Source organism: Luteococcus japonicus, assembly GCF_003752415.1.
Classification (GTDB): domain Bacteria; phylum Actinomycetota; class Actinomycetes; order Propionibacteriales; family Propionibacteriaceae; genus Luteococcus; species Luteococcus japonicus.
The window spans coordinates 24,940-43,467 of sequence record NZ_RKHG01000001.1 but is presented as its reverse complement, the minus strand read 5'-3'; the positions used below and the strand labels follow the sequence as shown (position 1 = coordinate 43,467).

At 71.0% G+C, this 18,528-nt stretch carries 8 protein-coding genes; 4 read left to right on the top strand and 4 right to left on the bottom strand.

Annotation, left to right across the window (positions count from 1 at the left end):
* Positions 1 to 26: 26 nt before the first annotated feature.
* On the bottom strand, positions 27 to 2,183 hold the full coding sequence (locus tag EDD41_RS00155) for an ATP-dependent DNA helicase UvrD2 (RefSeq protein WP_123574581.1): 2,157 nt from the start codon (positions 2,181 to 2,183) through the stop codon (positions 27 to 29).
* Positions 2,184 to 2,234: 51 nt separating this feature from the next.
* On the opposite strand from EDD41_RS00155, the gene EDD41_RS16455 reads away from it, so the two are divergent.
* The 3 genes from EDD41_RS16455 to recD are packed head-to-tail and all read left to right on the top strand — an operon-like array spanning position 2,235 to position 10,641.
* Positions 2,235 to 5,435: an exodeoxyribonuclease V subunit gamma gene (locus tag EDD41_RS16455; RefSeq protein ID WP_170165165.1), complete on the top strand. Its 3,201-nt coding sequence runs from the start codon at positions 2,235 to 2,237 to the stop codon at positions 5,433 to 5,435.
* Entirely contained in the window at positions 5,432 to 8,815 is a 3,384-nt protein-coding gene (locus EDD41_RS00140) for a UvrD-helicase domain-containing protein (RefSeq protein WP_123574580.1), read from the top strand. The genes EDD41_RS16455 and EDD41_RS00140 overlap by 4 nt, the downstream gene beginning before the upstream one ends.
* The gene (gene recD, locus EDD41_RS00135) at positions 8,815 to 10,641 is read left to right on the top strand and encodes an exodeoxyribonuclease V subunit alpha (protein ID WP_094764971.1); all 1,827 of its coding nucleotides are present in this window, start codon (positions 8,815 to 8,817) and stop codon (positions 10,639 to 10,641) included. Before EDD41_RS00140 ends, recD begins: the two co-directional genes overlap by 1 nt.
* 19 nt (positions 10,642 to 10,660) lie before the next feature.
* On the opposite strand, the gene nudC is transcribed toward recD, so the two are convergent.
* Genes nudC through EDD41_RS00120 form a run of 3 tightly spaced genes read right to left on the bottom strand, consistent with a single transcriptional unit; the run spans position 10,661 to position 18,103 of the window.
* On the bottom strand, positions 10,661 to 11,542 hold the full coding sequence (nudC, locus tag EDD41_RS00130; RefSeq protein ID WP_123574579.1) for an NAD(+) diphosphatase: 882 nt from the start codon (positions 11,540 to 11,542) through the stop codon (positions 10,661 to 10,663).
* 10 nt (positions 11,543 to 11,552) lie between these two features.
* Entirely contained in the window at positions 11,553 to 14,843 is a 3,291-nt protein-coding gene (locus EDD41_RS00125) for an ATP-dependent helicase (RefSeq protein ID WP_123574578.1), read from the bottom strand.
* Positions 14,840 to 18,103 carry an ATP-dependent helicase gene (locus EDD41_RS00120; RefSeq protein ID WP_170165164.1) on the bottom strand — a complete coding sequence of 1,088 codons (3,264 nt, stop codon included), beginning with the start codon at positions 18,101 to 18,103 and terminating at the stop codon, positions 14,840 to 14,842. The genes EDD41_RS00125 and EDD41_RS00120 overlap by 4 nt, the downstream gene beginning before the upstream one ends.
* 162 nt (positions 18,104 to 18,265) lie before the next feature.
* On the opposite strand from EDD41_RS00120, the gene EDD41_RS00115 reads away from it, so the two are divergent.
* Complete coding sequence (locus EDD41_RS00115) at positions 18,266 to 18,469, top strand: cold-shock protein (protein ID WP_094764967.1); 204 nt, start codon at positions 18,266 to 18,268, stop codon at positions 18,467 to 18,469.
* Positions 18,470 to 18,528: the final 59 nt, after the last annotated feature.

The window sequence follows — 18,528 nt, the reverse complement described above, 5'->3', positions numbered from 1 at the left end:
CCGCAACCATTTTTTGGCCAGGGATTTCACTGCTCGAACAGGGCCTCTTCTAGGCCCTCTGGGGTACGCCCGTCGACGATGGCCAAGAGGGCCTCGCCGTACCGGTCCACCTTGGTACGCCCGACGCCGGAGACCTTGAGCAGGGCGCGTTCGTCCCGTGGCTCCTGCTCGGCGATGGCCAGCAGCGTTGCATCCGTGAAGATCACGAAGGCCGGCATGCTGGCGGCCTGCGCAATGGCCTTGCGCCAGGCCTTCAGCCGGGCCAGCAGCGCCTCGTCGTAGTCCGAGGGGCAATCGGTGTGGCGGCCGAGCTTTCGTTCGGCGCCCGAGACCAGGCCCTTGCCACACACTCGGCAGGTCTGGGACTGGGCACTGCGCATGCTGCGCCGCTTCGGCACTGCCGCGGCCTGGGCCTGCTGGGCGAGCGCGGCCGGGGTCAGCCCGTCCAGGAAGCGCGACGGACCTCGATTGCCCCGCCCTCCGCTGCGGGACCGGCTCCAGGAGATCCGCAGGTGCCGGCGGGCTCGCGTGATCCCGACGTAGAGCAGCCGCTTCTCCTCGGCCAGCTGCTCGTCGGTGGTGGCCAGTACGAAGGGCAGCGTGCCCTCCTGCATCCCGAACAGGCACACGGCATCCCATTCGAGGCCCTTCGACGCGTGCAGCGTGCTCAGCGTCACCCCCTGGCTGACAGGCGCCTGCTGCAGGGCCGCGCGCTCGGCGAGGGCACCCACCAGCTCCACCAGGCCGAACTCGGGGTTCTCCACGGCGATGTCGCGGGCCAGCTCCACCAGCGCGTTCAGCGACTCCCACTTCTCGCGCACCGATCCCGAACCCTCGGGCGGCTCGGCGGACCAGCCCACCCCGGCCAGGACATCCTTGAGCAGGGGCAGCCCGGGGCCTTCGGGTTCTGCGCGCACGGCCGCGCGCAGCTGCGCCAAGGCCTGCTTGATCTCCGTGCGCTCGTAGAACTTCTCACTGCCCCGCACCAGGTAGGGGATGTTCTTCTCGCTCAGTGCCGCCTCCAGGGCCGGGGACTGGGCATTGATCCGGAAGAGGACCGCCATCTCCCGCCACTTGACGCCGTCGGCATTCCGGGCTGCCAGCCACTGCGCGATGGTGCGGGCCTCGTCGGCCTCCTCCGGGTGCGAGCCGAACTCCACCGCGGGACCGCTCGGCTGCTGGGCCACCAGCTGGACCCCGCCGAGTGGGGCGCCGATCTCCGGCCGTCGGCCGCGGGGGGCCATCACCCGGTTGGCCAGCTCCACCACCTGGGGGGTGGAGCGGTAGTCACGCACCAGCCGCACCACCTTCGTGCCGGGGTGCGCAGCGGCGAAGCCGGTGAGGAAGTCCGCCCGGGCTCCGGCGAAGGCATGGATGGACTGGTGGGGGTCGCCCACCACGCACAGATCCCTGCGCTCGCCCAACCACAGGTTCAACACGCTCTGCTGGAGGGGTGAGACGTCCTGGTACTCGTCGACCACGAAGTGCCGGTACTGGCCCCGCACCTGGGCCGCGACCTGCTCGTGCTCCCCGAGCAGCGCCGCGGTGCACAGCAGGATGTCGTCGAAGTCGATCTGACCCCGGTTGCGCTTCACCCTCTCGTAGGCGGTGAAGACCTTGGCCACCATCTCGGGGTCAGCGCCGGCCAGGGTGCGGTTGGCAGCTCGGGCGATGGCCGGGTAGTCACCGGCGGTGACATTGGAGACCTTGGCCCAGCTGACCTCGCCCATCAGGTCCCGCAACAGCCCGGTGTCCACCTTCAGGCCGCACCGGGAGGCCGCCTCCGCCACCAGGCCCATGCGTCGGTCGGTCACCTCGGGCAGTTCGACGCCATAGGCCTTGGGCCAGAAGAACTGGATCTGGCGCAGCGCGGCGGAGTGGAAGGTACGGGCCTGGACATTGCCCGCGCCCAGCTGGCGGAGCCGGGCGCGCATCTCCCCCGCGGCGCGGGTGGTGAAGGTGACCGCCAGCACACTGCGGGTGTCGAGTGTCCCCGTCAGTGCCCCGTAGGCGATCCGGTGGGTGATGGCCCTGGTCTTGCCGGTACCCGCACCGGCGATCACCGCAACCGGGGTGTCGAAGGTGGTGGCCACCTCCCGCTGTTCAGGGTCGAGGGCCTCCAGGACGGCGTCGGGATGCAGGGGGTTGGGCACGGGGCACACCTTAGCCGTGGCCCCCGACATCCTCTGGGAAGGACAAGACTGTCGGAGGCGACCTCTAGGCTGTGGACCACGATGAACAGCAGCGCAGACGAGTCAACCATGGTGCCCTCCCCCGGCCTGGAGCTGGTGTTGTGTGCGGACTGGGAATCCCTGGTCCGGGACCTGGCCGGCGAGCTGGCCGAGCCCCCGGCCGATCCCTTCGCCTCACGGCTCGTGGTGCTGGATGCCCCGGCGGCCCGTCGGGACCTGTCCCAGCAACTAGCCGTACGCGGCGGCGGGATCTGCGCGGGTGTGGACTTCGCGGGTCTGCGCCAGGTGAGGCGCCGGCTCGAGGAAGGGCTGCTCGGCATCGATGCCGGGACCGACCAGTGGCGGCCGCGTGGCCTGGCGCTGGCGGTGTTGGACGTCATGGATGCCAGCGTCGACGAGCCGTGGTTCGTCCCGATCGCGGAACACCTCGGCGTGAGCGTCGGCTCGCCCGGACAGGTCGTCGCTCCTCGGCCAGGCCGTCGGTTGGCCACGGCCGACCGTATCTCCCGCCTCTTGCTGCGCTACTCCTGGCAACTGCCCTCACTGCTGCGTCGCTGGAGCACGGGCGAACTCGTCGGGCCGGACGGGGGACCTCTGGCGGAGTCGGCGCACTGGCAACCGATGATCTGGCGACGGGTGCGGGACCTTCTGGACCAGCCAGACCCGGTGTCGCGCCACGACGAGCTCTGTCGTCTGCTCGCCACGGATGGTCCCACCGGGCTGGATGACCCTGTGCTGCGGGTGGTCAACCCGGCGTCCTGTGATCCGCTGGACCGCGAGCTGGTGGTGGCCCTGGCGCGACGGATGCCCGTGGTGGTCCGGCAGCACGTCGCCGCCCCTGACAGCACCCTGGTGAAACAGTGGGGCCGGGCCACCACGACCGCGGTCGAACGCTGGACCGCTGTGGCCTCCCGGGTGCGTCGAGTGGGCAGCACCCTGCAGGGCGAACCCCTGCCCGCCCGCGTCCAGGTGCACGCATCGCACGGCCCAGACCGTCAGGTGGAGGTGCTGCGGGAAGTGCTGTGCGGCCTCCTCGAGGAGGATCCCGGCCTCGAGCCGCGCCATGTCGTGGTGGCCTGCACGGACCTCGACACCTACGCCCCCCTGGTGCGCGCTGCCTTCTGCCTCGCCCCAGATCTTCTGGGCCGCAGCCTGCATCCAGGACACCGGCTCCGGGTCCAGATCGCCGACGGCTCCCTGACCCAACCCAACCAGGTACTGGAGACCCTGCGTCTGTTGCTGCACCTGGCCGGAGACCGGGCCAGTGCCCAGGACCTGGTCGAACTGTGCGGCTCCGCCCCAGTCCGTGCCCGCTTCGACCTGGCCGATGACGACCTGGACCGTATCCAGCGGCTGGTCTCCCAGGCCGGCGTGCGGTGGGGTCTGGACGGGCGTCACCGGGCCGAGTTCGGTCTGGGCCAGGTGCGCCAGTCCACCTGGCTGGCCGGGGTCGAGCGCATCCTGACAGGTATCGCCATGGGTCCGCAGCCCCTGCACTGGTTGGGGACCGCCCTGCCGGTGGAGCAGGTGGACTCCACTGACGTGATGGCGGCCGGCATGCTGGCCGAGGTGGTCTCCCGTACCCGCAAGCTGGTGGCCGACTGGCGTGTACCCGCGCCGATCCCCGAGTGGGTGGGCCGTCTGCACGAGGCCCTGGACCTGCTGACCGCCACCCAGACCGACGATGCCTGGCAGCTGACCCGGGCGCGTAGCGAGCTGGCGGACCTGGCCGACCTCACCGTCGAACGCACCGCGCCGCTGGGGCTGGGCGATGTCCAGGCCCTGTTCGACAAGTTGTTGCGCACCGGCACGGGCCGTCCCAACTTCGGCAACGGGTCGCTGCTCGTCTGCGGCCTCGACGACCTGGGGGGCGTCCCCCATCCCGTCGTGGCGGTCCTGGGGCTGGACGACCAGCGCTTCCCCGCCCGGCCCGGTCTCGACGGGGACGACCTCACCCTGTGGGGCGAGCCCGATCCGGAACTGGACCCCCGCAGCAGGTCCCGTGACCGGCTGCTTGATGCCGTCGCCGCGGCCAGCGAACAGCTCGTGGTGGTGCACCAGGGCTTCACCCCGCGCACCAACGAGCCGGTGCCCAGACCGGTGTCCGTGGTGGATCTGGCCGCCGCCTGCTCCCCCGGACAGCTGACCGTCAACCAGCACACACTGCAGCCCCAGTCTGCCGTCAACTTCCACGGCGCCGGGACCGAACCGCCCTTCAGCTTCGACACCGCCGCCCTGGCGGGCGCCCAGGCGCGGGAGCTGCTGCTCGACCAGCCACCGGCCCCCCAGCCTGCGCTGTGGCAGGTTCGGCTGGGCTCCGGGGGCACGGACAGCGCGGCAGAGCCGCTGGACATCAGTGCGCTGCTGGTCTTCTACCGCAATCCGGCCGCCGAGCTGTTGCGACGGCGGATCGGCGTGACCATGACGCAGTGGTCGGACAGCCTCGAGGATGAACTGCCGATCGACCCACGCGGCTTGCAGGACTGGAACCTGGGAGACCGGATGGTCCGCCTGGCACTCGACGGCCTGGACCCCGCACAGGTGGCCGCCGCCGAACGGCTGCGCGGAGACCTGCCCCCGGGCCAACTCGGTACTCGCACCCTGGACCGGCTGATGCCGGCGGTCACCAAGGTGGTGAACTCCGCGATGCGGGAACGCCAAGCCCCGGCACAGGACGTCGACTGCCTGCTGGACCTGCCCAGCGGGCAGCTGCTGACCGGCCGCGTCCGGGTGCAGGAGGTCAGCATCGTCAGCCATGCCTTCTCCCGCACCAGTGCCGTGCACCTGCTGCAGGCCTGGTTCGACCTGCTGCTGCTGTCTGCCACCCGGCCGGCACCGGCCGTGGGCTGGCGCGCGGTCCACATCGGGAGGGATGCGATCGCCATCCTCACCGCACCGCCGCAGCCGTGGTGCGTCGAGACGCTCGACCAACTCGTCGCGGTACGCAGCGCGGGTCTCGAGCGGCTGGTGCCGCTCCCGGTCAAGGCGGCCTCGATCTTCCACCGCGTCACGCCGCTACGCCCCTTCCCGAACCACGACCCCGAGGCCCAGGCCGCCCGGGAGTTCCGTTTCGAGCACGACGCCGACTGGGCCCGCTTCATCACCGACGATCTGGATGCCCTTCGGCGGATCCCCGGCGAGCCGTCCGACCCCGGACTGCCCGGCCCGTCGCGCTTCGAGAACCTGTCCGACTGGTTGTTCGCCCCGCTTCGCGAGCACCTGAGCGTGGGGAACCTGCGATGAAGCCCTTCGACCTGTGCGGCCCCCTGCCCACCGGCACCTGCGTGCTGGAGGCCTCCGCGGGCACCGGCAAGACCTATGCCATCACCGCGCTCGCGGTCCGCTACCTCGCCGAGGGCCACCACCGGCTGGACCAGATCATGATGGTGACCTTCTCCCGGGCCGCCACCAGCGAACTGCGCCACCGGGTGCACGCGCGGCTGCGGTCCACGGCGGCCGCACTGGCCGCTTGGCTGGAGCATGGCACAGTTCCCCTCGACGAGGTGGATGCCCTGCTCGTGCAGGCCCCCACACAGGAGGTGGTGCAGCGGATGCAGCGGGTGCGGTCAGCCCTGGCGGAGATCGACGCGGCCACCATCGCCACCACCCACGAATTCTGCTCCCGGATGCTCAGTGGGCTGGGACTGCTCGTGGACCACGACCACACCACCCGCTTCGTGCAGAATGTCGACGACCTTGCCCGCCAGGTGATCAGCGACGTCTACCTGGCGCGCGAAGTCAACGGCCAGGCCTCCCAACCCGGCAAACTCGCCACCTGGGACCAGTATCGCCAGGTGGGCCGGGCGGCGCTGCGCGAACCCGATGCCCGCCTCGTGCCGGTGGAGGCCACCGGCCTGTCGCGCGACCGGGTGGACTTCGCCACGGAGGTCCGCCGCCAGTTCGACCTGCGAAAGCGACGCAGCGGCATCTACACCTTCGACGACATGGTCAGCAGGTTGCGTGACGCGCTGGTACACCCCCGCACCGGCGCCCTGGCAAGCCAGATGCTCAGCAGCCGTTACCCCTTGGTGCTCATCGACGAGTTCCAGGACACCGACCCGGTGCAGTGGGAGATCGTCCGCGAGGCCTTCGTGCGGCAAGGTTCCGCCGTCGTGCTGATCGGCGACCCGAAGCAGGCCATCTACGCCTTCCGGGGTGCCGACGTCTTCGCCTACCTCCAGGCAGTGCGCGAGGCCGACGAGGTCTTCACCCTGCCGAGCAACCACCGCAGCGATGCCGCCGTCGTCGACGGCGTCCTGGAGGTCTTCGCGCAGGCCGCCATGGGATCCGACCAGATCATCGCCCGCCCCGTCACGGCCCGGCACACGAACCCGAGGATCGCGGGCCCCTCCTCGTCCCCGGCGGTGAAGGTCCGGTGCCTGACCGGCGCTCCGCGCGGCGGCCACGGCGCGACCGCGGGTGCCCGTGCCGTCGATGCCGACCTGTGCCGGGAGGTCGTCGGCCTGCTCGAGGACGGGTGGCAGGTGCAGGAGGGTGAGGGCTGGCGTCCCGTCCAGGCCCGCGACATCGCTGTGCTCGTGCGCACCAACCGGCGGGGGGAACAGGTCAAGCGATCCCTGGAGTCGATGGGCGTCAATGCCGTCTTCGGAGGTGCCAGCAGTGTGATGACCAGCGAGGCGGCCACCTCCTGGCTGCTCTTGCTCCGCGCCCTGGTGGATCCCTCCACGCAGGCCATGAAGCGCGCCGCCCTGACCTGCCTGGTGGGGTGGGAGGAAGCGGAGCTGGCTGCCGCCGTCGCCGCCGACGAGGGGCAGGGGGCGAGCACGCGATCGGTCTCCGAGCTGGCGGTGCAGGTCAAGACCTTGGGCCGGATCCTGGATGCACAGGGGGTCCCGGCCGTCTTCGAGGCCCTGTGTGACCAGACCGACCTCTACCGCCGGCTGCTGACTCATCACGACGGGGAGCGGCTGATGACCGACGTGCGCCACATCGCCCAGCTCCTCAATGAGGCCGCCGTGCGCCACGAGCTGGGCCCGCTGGCCCTCACCGAATGGCTCGCCGACCGGATCGAGGAGGCACAGCACGGCCAGGACGACGACCGCACCCGTCGGCTGGAGACCGATGCCTCCTGCGTGCAGATCATGACCATCCACGGCGCCAAGGGGCTGGAATTCCCCGTCGTCCTGCTCCCCGAGGCCGCCAACATGCCGCACCAGGAGGCGCGTGCGGGCCAACCGACGGTGCTGCACCTGGACGGTGAGCGGGTCCTGGACGTCGGTGTCGATGCCCAGTGGCAGCACCGCCAGCGCTTCCGCCAGCACCAGGAGGCCGACGAGTCACTGCGCACCCTGTACGTGGCCATGACCCGCGCCAAGTCCCGGCTCGTGATGTGGTGGGCGCCCACGAAGACCAATACCCAGGGTTCCCCCTTGCACCGTTTGCTGCAGGGGCCTCGTCGGCCGGGCACCACGCCCGAGCTGTCCTATGAGCTGCCCGCCGATCCCACCGACGTCCCCGGCCTGGACCGTCGGCTGGTGCAGCTGGTTGCCGTGGAGCCGGCTCCGCCACGGGTCCGGGAGCTGGCCCCCAGCCGCCACTCCACGATGGCTGCGCGCAGCTTCACCCGCGAGGTGGACCAGACCTGGCGCCGCACCTCCTATTCCGGACTCACCCATGAGGTGCACGGCCAACGCATCGCCCCGGTGGAACAGGCCGGGCTCGACGAGGTGGAGATCGGACAGGACCCGGTGGTTCACTTGGTGCTGGACGATGCCCTGGCCGAGGCCGCGCTGGATGAGGGGCCGGCTGCCGGCACCACGCCCGACGCGACCGCCTCTCCCCTGGCCCCGTTGCCCGGAGGGACCCAGTTCGGAAGCCTGGTGCACGGTGTCCTGGAGATGACCGACGCCACATCTCCCACCCTGCGTGCCGACATCGCCGGCCACATCGCCCACCTGGCTCAGCGGCTACCCGTCGACGGTCTGGATGCCGAGGTCCTGGCCGACGGTCTGGTGCAGGTGATCGAGACTCCGCTGGGCCGGGTGGCCGACGGGCTGCGGCTGCGCGACATCCCTCCCACCGACTGGCTGGCGGAGCTGGACTTCGAGCTGCCGATGGGCCCGAGCACCCGGGGCGGCAGGCTCACCAACCTTGCCGACATCGCCACGGCCCTGCAGGATCCCGCCCTCACCGGAGACGACGCCTTCGCCGCCCGCTACGGGGCCCATCTGGCCGCCAGCGACGTGGCCGACAAGACGCTCCATGGCTTCCTGACCGGCTCCATCGATGCCGTACTGCGGACCACCGGCGATGACCGCCAGCACTTCTGGGTGGTGGACTACAAGACCAACCGCATCCCCGTCGCCGAGGGCGAGCAGCTCACCTGCCGGCACTATGTTCCCGAGGCGATGCGAGTGGCCATGATCGAGGCGCACTACCCGCTGCAGGCCTTGCTCTACTGCGTCGCGCTGCACCGATTCCTGCGCCAACGACTGCCCGGCTACCGGCCGGAGATCCACCTGGGTGGTGTCGGCTACCTCTTCGTGCGCGGCATGGCCGGCGAGGGAACCCCCGTCGTGGACGGCATGCCGTGCGGCGTGTTCACCTGGCTTCCCAGCACCGCGCTGGTGGAGCGTTGCTCGGACCTGGTGGGAGGACTGTGATGGCTCGCCTCGAGAAGGTCGTGTCCGCCGACGGCCTGTTGGAGGAGTTCAATCTCGCCGGGGTCCTGCTGGCGCCCGACGTGCACGTCGCCCAGACGCTGGGCCGGCTCTGCGGTGAGACCGACCAGCAGGTTTTGCTGGCCGCCGCGCTGACCGTGCGCGCCCTGAGGCTCGGCTCGGTCTGCCTGGACCTCGACGGTCTGCGGGAGCGCGTGGTCGAGCAGATGCTGGACCCGGCCCTGGACCTCGCGCGGGATCCGGAGACCGACGTCGACGCCCTGCCCTGGCCGGACCCCCCGCAATGGCTTGAGAGACTGTGCCAGAGCACCTTGGTGGCCCACGGCTTCGACATCGGCATCAACGAACGCCCGCTGCGGCTGGCCGATGACCTGCTCTACCTGGAGCGCTACTGGGCCGAGGAGTGCACGGTGCGCAAGCGGCTGGACGAGCGCGCCGCCCAACCCGTGCCCGCGGTGGATCCCGAGCAGCTCGAGCATGTCCTGGGCGCACTGTTCGACGGGCATGGCCTGGACGCCGGAGAGGCAGACTTCCAGCGCGAAGCCGCCCGCCACGCCGCCCTGGAGTGGACCAGCGTCGTGGCCGGTGGCCCGGGGACGGGCAAGACCACCACCGTGGCGAAGCTGTTGGCGGTGCTGCAGGCGACGTCCGGCACGGACCTGCGGATCGCCTTGGCGGCTCCCTCAGGCAAGGCCTCGGCCCGTCTGCAGCAGGCCGTCGACCAGGCCCTGGCGGAGCTTCCGGCCGGCATGCGACGGCCCCGGATTGCCTCGGCGTCCACCCTTCACAAGCTGCTGGACGCGCGGGGCCCCGGCAGGGGCTTCGGGCGTGGACCGGCCAATCCGTTGCCCCACCAGGTGGTGGTGGTCGACGAGATGTCCATGGTCTCGCTGCCGATGATGGCTCGTCTGTTGGAGAGTCTGCGGCCCGACACCCGGCTGGTTCTGGTGGGCGACCCCAACCAGCTGACCTCGGTGGACGCCGGCGCGGTGCTGGCCGATCTGGTGCGGGCCGCGGCACTGCCCGATGCCTGCCGTCGTCACCGCGGCAGCGTCACCGTGCTGACCCACACCTGGCGCTTCGGGCGCGGCATCGCGGACCTGGCGGAGGCGATCCGCACCGGGCAGACCGAGACCGCCCTGGGGCTGTTGGCCGCGGGCGGCGACGTCTCCCTGGTGAACACCCACGCCGGTGGCCTGCGGCTCGAGGACCTGCCCGAGGTGCATCAGCAGGTCCTGCACGCCGGGCAGGGTGTGCACCGGGCGGCCGTCCATGGTGATGTTGCCGCCGCTCTGGAGTCGCTGGACGAGCACCGCCTCCTGTGCGCGCACCGCGAGGGGCGCTGGGGGGTCACCCGGTGGGGTCGGATGGTGGAGGACGCGCTGCGTCGCGAGGTGGAGGGCTATGGCAGTGGCGGCGAGTGGTACCTCGGCCGGCCGCTGCTGGTCACCCAGAACCTGCGGGACCTGGAGCTGTCCAATGGAGACTCCGGCGTCGTGGTGAACACGACGGGCGGCGTGCGCGCCGCCATCGGCAGTGCGCACCAGTCCCGGATCTTCTCGCCCTTTCTGCTGGATGCGGTCACCAGCCTTCACGCGATGACGGTGCACAAGGCACAGGGCAGCCAGTTCCGGCACGTGACGGTGGTGCTGCCGCCGGCCGAGTCCTCGCTGTTGACCCGGGAACTGCTCTACACGGCGGTGACACGCGCCAGTCACGGGGTCCGGCTGGTCGGCGAGGCAGAGGCGGTCCGCAAGGCCATCGACTCCCCGGCGGTGCGCGCCTCCGGGCTCGGCCGCGGCTGGTGACCCCGGCGCCCTCGGCTGGTCAGATCCGCAGGGCATCCTCGGGAGCGGGCAACCAGCCCTCACGCCAGGCGCGGATGATCCGCCCGGCGATGGAGCCCTGGCCCGGAAGGGTCAGGCCATCCGCGATGGCCTTGCTGAGCTCGTCGCGGGTGTACCAGGTGGCCCAGGCAATCTCAGCCCCGTCCACCTGCACCCTGCCCCCGGCGCGGGCGACGAAGCCCAGCATCAGCGAGCGAGGGTAGGGCCACGGCTGGCTGGACAGGAAACGTGCCTCGGTGACCTGGAGCCCGGACTCCTCCGCCACCTCGCGGACCACGGCGTGTTCGCCGCTTTCCCCCGCCTCCAGGAAGCCGGCCAGGATGGAGACGCGTCCCTCGGGCCAGCTGGCCTGGTGGGCGAGCAGCAAGCGGTCCTGCTCATCGAGGACGGCGACGATCATCGCCGGGTCCGTACGCGGGAAGATCTCCCGGTCACAGCCGGTGCAGTGCCGCTGGAAGCCTCCGTGGGCCATCACGCTGGGTGCACCGCATCGCTCGCAGTGCCGGGCCGCGTCATGCCAGGCCAGCACCGCCGTCGCCGCGGTGACGACCTCCAGGTCGGCCCCGTCGAAGGCCGACTCACGCAGGGTCCGGCCCCCGTCGACGCTCCCGCGGCGGGCAAACCAGATGACGGCCTCCTGCGCATCCCCCACGCGGCCCAGCAGCACATCACGCACGGGGTCGTAGGCCTGTCCGAGTTCGCCGACGGGCTCGCCCAGTGGATCGCCCGACACCGCACCTCGCTCGTCGACCACCAGCAGGCGTGCCGTCGGCGAGGCCCAGAGGGCTTCGAGTTCGTCGGGATGCCCACGCACGGCCCCGAGGCGGTCCAGCAGTGGGGTCAGGTTCCAGGCTCCGGTCACGTCCTCGACGTTACTCGCCCCGCTCGACGGCGCCGGGCAGGGATCCCCCGCGCGCCATCTGCAGCAGCTCCTCCTTCGTGGCCAGGGGCTGCGGCCGTTCCACCTCGCCGCTCAGCACATGATGGAAGACGGCATCGACGCGCTCGGGCTCGATGCCCTTGGCCTGTGCCCAGGCGATCCGGTAGATGGCCAGCTGGGTGGGGTCACTCGGCTGGCGAGCCGTCTTCCAGTCCACCAGCTGATAGTCGAAGTCGCCTCCGGGAGGACCCTCGTAGACAGCATCGATCCGGCCGCGGAGCAGGCTGTCGCCCAGCACCAGCACGAAGGGCACCTCGACGGCCAGCGGCTGCCTGTCCGCATAGGGTCCCTGTTCGAAGGCCCGCACGAGGCGATGCAGGGCCAGGTCCGACTCGGTGAGTTCGGTGCTCGGCCAGTCGTCGGGGTCCACCAGGCTGACCACTCCGAAGCGCTTCTCCACCCACTCGTGGAATCGGGTGCCGAGGCTTGCGGCCGGCGAGGCAGGCCGTGGGACAGGACGCACCAATGACGCGGCGAAGGCCTGCGGGTCACGGCGAGCCGCCATCAGCGCGGAGGCTGACATCGCGGAGGGCATCGGTACCCGCACCTCCTCGGCCCCCATCGTGTGTGCCTCCGTGAGCAGTTGCTCGATCTCCGCGTCCCAGCGGGCCACGAGCGCCTCGTGGTCGAGCGTCAACTGGTGGTCCCCGGCCTCATAGGAGCCCGTGGTGAGATTGCGTTGCCGCGCCTGCTCCACCAGTTCCGCGGCGAGCAGGCGTCGTTCCCGCGCCTCGGGGTCCGGCGGGGCGGGCCACTCGACCCGGGCATTGGGCGAGGTGGCGGGGTTCTCGTCGGCGACGGGCGGGGCCACGGCCAGCACCTGGCCCTGTCGCTCGGCCTCAGCCATCACCGCAGCCAGGTAGCTCGCGGGCTTGCGGGGCCGGGCGGCGCCGGGGCGCCAGCTGTGGGCACTGGCGGTCAGCTGGTCCCGGGCCCGGGTGACGGCCACATAGGCGAGCCGGTCCTCCGAGCGGACCTGTGCCTCCTTGAGGTCCTTGCCGTACTGGGTGAAGGCGGCATTGGTGACGTCGCCGAGCTGGGGAATGGCGTCGGCGTCGCCGCGCAGCTCGGCGGGCAGCACGGCCGCATTCTTCGTCCAGTTGTCCGTCACCCGGTCCGAGGGGAAGACACCGTCCACCAGGGATGGCAGGTATACCACATCCCACTCGAGCCCCTTGGAGCGGTGCACGGTGAGCAACTTGACCGAATTGCGCTCGCTCGGAGTGGCCTGTTCGAGGCCCGCCCCGTGTTCCAGCTCGGCATCCAACCAGGCCAGCAGGCCGGACAGGGAGGCATCACCGTCCACATCGGTGTACTCCGCGACGGCATCCGCGAAGGTGGCCAGCTGGCTGCGCCGGTTGCTGCGGGCCAGCTCCTCGGTGGCGGACAGTTCCACGTCCAGTCCCAGGGTGTTGACAACCCGTCGCACCAGCTCGGTGACGGGCTCGTCCGCGTGCCGACGCAAGCCGGCGAGCTCCTGGCTGAAGCCCGCCAGCCGTTCGCGGGCCTGCTCGCTCAGCGGCGTCTGCCCGGGATTGTCGACGGCGTCCAGGAGACAGACCGCCTCGGCGGGGTCGACCTCGGCGATCGCCTCGGCCAGGTCACTGTGCAGGTCCGGGTCATCGGGCCGGGCGGGGCGCGATTCACGCGCCAGCTCGCCGGCCCGCGCACCGAGCAGGGCCAGGTCTCGTTCCCCGATCCGCCAGCGCGGGCCCGTCAGCAGGCGCACCACCTCGGGGTTGGCGGTGACGTCATTGACCAGGGTGAGGGTGGCCACCACGTCGGCCACCTCCGGCAGCTTCAGCAAGCCTCCCAGTCCGACGATCTCGACCGGAACGTCGCGCTGCACCAGGGCGGAGAAGAGCGGCGCGATGTCGGCATTGCGCCGCACAAGCACCGCGATCCGGGCCCAGTCGGGCTCGGCACCGCGCCGTGCGCCGGTGTGCCCGTCGGCCACCACCTGGTCCGCGATCCAGGCCACTTCCTGCGGCCAGGTCTCGAAGGTGGCGGCCCGCACCGTGCCGCCCGACTTCTCGGGTGGCGCCACCAGCTGGATGGCCTCGTGACCGTCGCGCACCAGCAGCGGGTCCTCCCGCAGCGGCGCGGCCACCACATTGGCGACGTCGAGGATCCGTTGGCCACTGCGCCGGTTCACGCTCAGGTTGTAGGAGTCGGCCGGACTGCCGTCGGCCTGCCGGAACTCCTCAGCGAACTGCAGGATGTTGCTGGCCGCAGCACCGCGCCACCCGTAGATGGCCTGGAAGGGATCACCGACCGCCGTGACGGCATGTCCCCTGCCCACGGCCACCTCCTCCCCGGCGAACAGTCCATGCAGCAGCTGCGCCTGGGCTGAGGAGGTGTCCTGGTACTCGTCGAGGAGGACGACGCGGAAGCGTGCCCGGAGGGCAAAGGACACTCCGGGCACGCGGCGAACCAGCCGCGCGGCGACGGCCATCTGGTCCGCGAACTCCACCAGCCCGAGCTCCCTCTTCAACTGCTGGTAGCCGTCCACCAGGTCCAGCAGTTCCACTCGCTCATGCGCATTGGCCGCAGCCTTCTTGACCGCCTCGTAGACATTGCCGCGATTGTTCAGCGGGGCCTGCTCCAGGTGCGACAGGAATTCCCGGGCATGCTCCGTGACGCGTTCCCGCTCCACCAGATGGGAGGACATGTCCGCGTCCAGCCGCAGCACCCGCTCGGTGACGCTGGCCGGGCGCAGGCGGGAAATGTGTTCGAAGGGGCCGGGCGCATTGCCCACCACCCGCGAGGCCAACCGGTAGCGGGAGGCCCCCGTGAGCATCATCGGGTCCGTCTCGACGCCGATCCGCAGGCCGTGCTCGTTGACCAGGCGCGCGGCGAACGAGTCGTAGGTCATGATGACCTCCTCCCCGTCGGCATCCTCCCCGTCGGGATCGAGGACGCCGGCCTTGACCAGGGCGGCTCGCACGCGCAGCCCCAGCTCCGCCGCTGCCTTGCGGGTGAAGGTCAGCCCCAGTACCTGCTGGGGCGCCACCTGTCCGGTGCCCACCAGCCAGACCACGCGGGCCGCCATCACCGTCGTCTTGCCGGAGCCGGCGCCGGCGATGATGACGGCCGGCGTCAGCGGCGCGGTGATGGCCGCCAGCTGCTCCTCGGAGAAGGTGATCCCGAGGGCCTCGCACAGCTCGTCTGTGCTGGTCAGCCTCCGGCGACGCCCGGCGGCGGTGATGCTGGTCAGGCTCATCGGCCGACCTCCTGTTCGGTGCGCATGGCGGGGCAGCTGAGGGCGAAGGGGCAAAAGGTGCACCGCTCGCACCGGCTGGCGGGGAAACGTTCGTCGCGGATCGTGTGTACAGCACGGGACAAGTGCTCGTGGACCCACGTGTCATGCGGCTGCTCGGCGGCACTGTCCGCGTCGACGGCACGGCCGTGGGGCGCGTCGTCCAGGGATGCCTGGGTGAGGACCTTCGGCCACGGCAGCTGGCCGTCCTGCTTGCGCAGGTAGACCAGCTCTGCCCCGCCCACCCGGTGTTCCCCCGGTGCCAGGTGGCCGAAGGCACCCTGTCTGGCGGCGAGCTGGTAGATGCCCAGCTGGTCCATCTCGTCGACCCGCGCCTGGGTCGGCACGTGCCTGCCCGTCTTGAAGTCGACGATCCGAAGGCGTCCCTGCGAGTCCCGTTCCAGCCGATCGACGCTGCCCCGCAGTTTCACGCGCTCACCGTCCACCTCGACGGTCGTCTCGAAATCCACCTCGACGCCGAGAACTTCACGGGAGTCCATCTGCTCAGCCCAGGCAGTGAACCGTTCCAGGGCCGACTCTGCCTCCACCCGTTCGGAGGCGGACAGCCACTGGGCGTCGAAGCGGATCTGTTCCCAGACGTCGTCGAGGTGGGCGGCCATCTCGTCCGGATCGAGCCCGTCGCTCAACGCGTGCTGGGCCAGCACGTGCACCACGGAGCCCAGGGATGCGGCGCTGCCCCGCTGAGCCTCGGCCCGCGCCTGACGGGCCAGGAACCACTGGCGGGGGCAGTCCAGCAGGGCCTCCACCTGGGAGCCGGACAGCGTGATGGGCGCCTGCGGGTCCATCACGGCGGCCTCGGCCTGCGAATAGTCGTTGATCCCCCACCAGCTGCCCGGGCTGGCACTGGGTACCAGCGGCCGGCCGTCGCGGTCGGTCTGGTCCGCCAGCAGGGCGAGCCGGACGGCGGCCGCCTCCCGGAGGCCCGGTGCGACCGCGGGATCGGTGCTCACCCGGCGCAGCTCGGCAACCACGGCGGGCAGGGTCATGGGTCGTCGGCTGCGCCCGGGGACCTGCTCCACGCTGACCCCCAGTTCCGACAGGAAACGCGAGGGCTGGTCGCCCTCCCCCTCGACACCTTCGACGGCGCAGACCACCAGAGTCTGGCTGGCGCGGCTGCAGGCCAGGTGGAACAGGCGCCGCTCCTCGGCGAGCACCCCACTGGTGGGGCTGGGCGGCAGGACTCCGTCGGGGGTGAGGCGGTCGGGCTCCAGGAGGGTGCCACGGCGCGTCAAGTTGGGCCAGGTGCCTTCCTGGACGCCCACCACGACCACCAGCGGCCACTGCTGCCCCTTGGCACGGTGTGCTGTCACCAGCCGGACGCCGCGATCGGTCAGGTCCGACTCGCGGGAGGTGTCGGCAGGGATCGCCTGTCCGGCGACCTCGGCCACCAGGGCACGGACGCCCTTGTCCCCGACGAGTTGCGAGTCGCGGGCCGCCAGGTCGAAGAGCGCGCAGACGGCGTCCATGTCCCGGTGTGCCCGCGCGGAGGCGTCGTCGCCCGCCAGGGCCTGGTCCCTGAGCGCCTCGGGCCAGCGGGTGCCACTCCACAGCTGCCAGAGTGCGACGTGGGCGCTACCGCCGCGCGCGACCACGCCCGCCACCTGGGCCATCAGCCGGCCCAGCTGCGCAGCCCGACGCACCTCAGGTGGCAGGTTGCCCTCGTCATCGGCGAAGACCTCGGCCCGCTCCGGGTCGCAGACCAGCTCCGAGACCAACTGGCTCGACGGGAGCGCCGCCAACAGCCGCGCCGCCTGGTCATCGCCGGTGTCCAGGTCAAGCTCGTGGGACCGCAGGATCCTGGCCAACCGGCGCAGCGCCAGGCTGTCCATTCCCCCGAGCGGGGACCGCAGCAGGCGAGCAATGGCGTCCGGTTCCGGATCCTGCCCGCGAGCCAGGTCGACCGCGGCCTCCAGGCCCAGGAGCAGGGGGCGCACGGCGAGCTCCTCCGCCAGGGCGATCTCGTCACCGGCCACCTCGATGGGCACGCCGGCGGCCTGCAGACCGCGCGCGAGGGCGGGCAGGTCGCCCCGTCCCGAGCGGGTCATCACCGCCATGTCGTGCCAGTCCAGCCCGTCCTCCAGGTGGGCCTGGCGCAGCAGCTCGGCGACATGCTCCACCATCGAGCCGAAGGTCTCGTGCACCCGGGCACGCACCCTTCCCTTGGGAGCGGACCCATGGGCGGACGCGGTGGGTGCGGCGCCGTTGGTGGGCAAACGTGCCGCCACCAGGGCACAGGCCCTGGCCACCTCGACGGCATGGCGGTGGTCCGTCTCCAGGTTGATCCGGGCAGTCTCCACACCCTCGCGGGCAAAGGCCCGTCCGAAGTCCACGACGCCACGCAGGTCCGCGCCACGGAAGGCGAAGACCGTGGTGCTGGGGTCTGCGAAGGCCAGCACGTCCAGGCCGAGCCCGGCCAGGTCCGCCAACAGCCCGATCTGGGCCGGGTCGCACTCGGCGTACTCGTCGACGTGGACGCTGACCAGCTCGGAGGCCAGTGCTCGTCGCACCTCTGGTTCCAGCAGCAGCAGGCGGCTGCGATGGACGAGTTCCGGGTAGTCCAGCACCCCCTCGGCGTCCAGGACGTCCAAGTAGTCGTCGAAGAATCCGCCGACGGCCACCCATTCGGGGCGCCGGGCCGCCCGCCCGGCCGCGACCACATCGGCCGGGTCCATCCCCAGTTGACGAGTGCGCGCCAGCACGGCCCGCACCTCGGTGGCGAAGGTCCTGGTGCCGCTGGCGGCCAGCAGGTCCTGCGGCCAGCCCGTCGTGTCGTGACCGGCTAGCAGCTCGCGCACCCGGAACTCCTGCTCGGGAGCCGTCAGCAGCCGCACCTCTCCCTGGAAGAGCTCGGTGTCCGCAAAACGTCGCACCAGGGCATGGCAGAAGCCGTGCACCGTCATCACCTTGGGTGCCACCTGGCTACGGCCCACCCGGCGCACCAACCGGGCACGCAGCTCCTGGGCCGCGGGTCGGGACCAGGTCAGCACCAGGTGGGGTGTCAGGTCCTGGTCGCTGGCGCGAGCCGCGACCGACTCAACCAGGGTCGTCGTCTTGCCGGTGCCGGGTCCGCCGGCCACCAGCAACGCGTTCCCCTGGCCGGGCGTGCCGCGGTGCGTGACCACGCGAAGCTGGGCCTCGTCGAGCTCGACGGGGCGCTCCTTCGGGCGCAGTGCCGGGGTGAGGGTGAAGCGTCGCTCTGCCACGTCGACCATGCAACCAGATGGCACTGACAAAACCTGCGGAGCACCACGAAGCCAATCCATCCAACACACTTTGGGAGGGTTTTGCATGAGCCGCGTCTGTGACAGGGTGGTCTTCACGAGGCCGTGAGGTGCGGTGCTCGCAGCAATGCATAGGAGTTGGTCATGGCAACCGGAACCGTCAAGTGGTTCAATGCCGAAAAGGGTTTTGGCTTCATCGCCGTCGATGGCGGCAACGAGGACGTCTTCGTCCACTACAGCGCCATCGAGAGCTCGGGCTTCCGTTCGCTCGATGAGGGCCAGGCAGTCGAGTTCGACGTCGTCCAGGGCCCGAAGGGCCAGCAAGCGGATCACGTCCGCGCGATCTGACACACATGCCAGGCGATCTGACACACATGCCAGAGGGTCAAGGATGACCCTGCCACAGT

Coding starts and splice junctions, on each gene's coding strand:
- EDD41_RS00155 (WP_123574581.1), bottom strand. CDS start 2,183: ATGTCGGGGGCCACGGCTAAGGTGTGCCCCGTGCCCAACCCCCTGCAT.
- EDD41_RS16455 (WP_170165165.1), top strand. CDS start 2,235: ATGAACAGCAGCGCAGACGAGTCAACCATGGTGCCCTCCCCCGGCCTG.
- EDD41_RS00140 (WP_123574580.1), top strand. CDS start 5,432: ATGAAGCCCTTCGACCTGTGCGGCCCCCTGCCCACCGGCACCTGCGTG.
- recD (WP_094764971.1), top strand. CDS start 8,815: ATGGCTCGCCTCGAGAAGGTCGTGTCCGCCGACGGCCTGTTGGAGGAG.
- EDD41_RS00125 (WP_123574578.1), bottom strand. CDS start 14,843: ATGAGCCTGACCAGCATCACCGCCGCCGGGCGTCGCCGGAGGCTGACC.
- EDD41_RS00115 (WP_094764967.1), top strand. CDS start 18,266: ATGGCAACCGGAACCGTCAAGTGGTTCAATGCCGAAAAGGGTTTTGGC.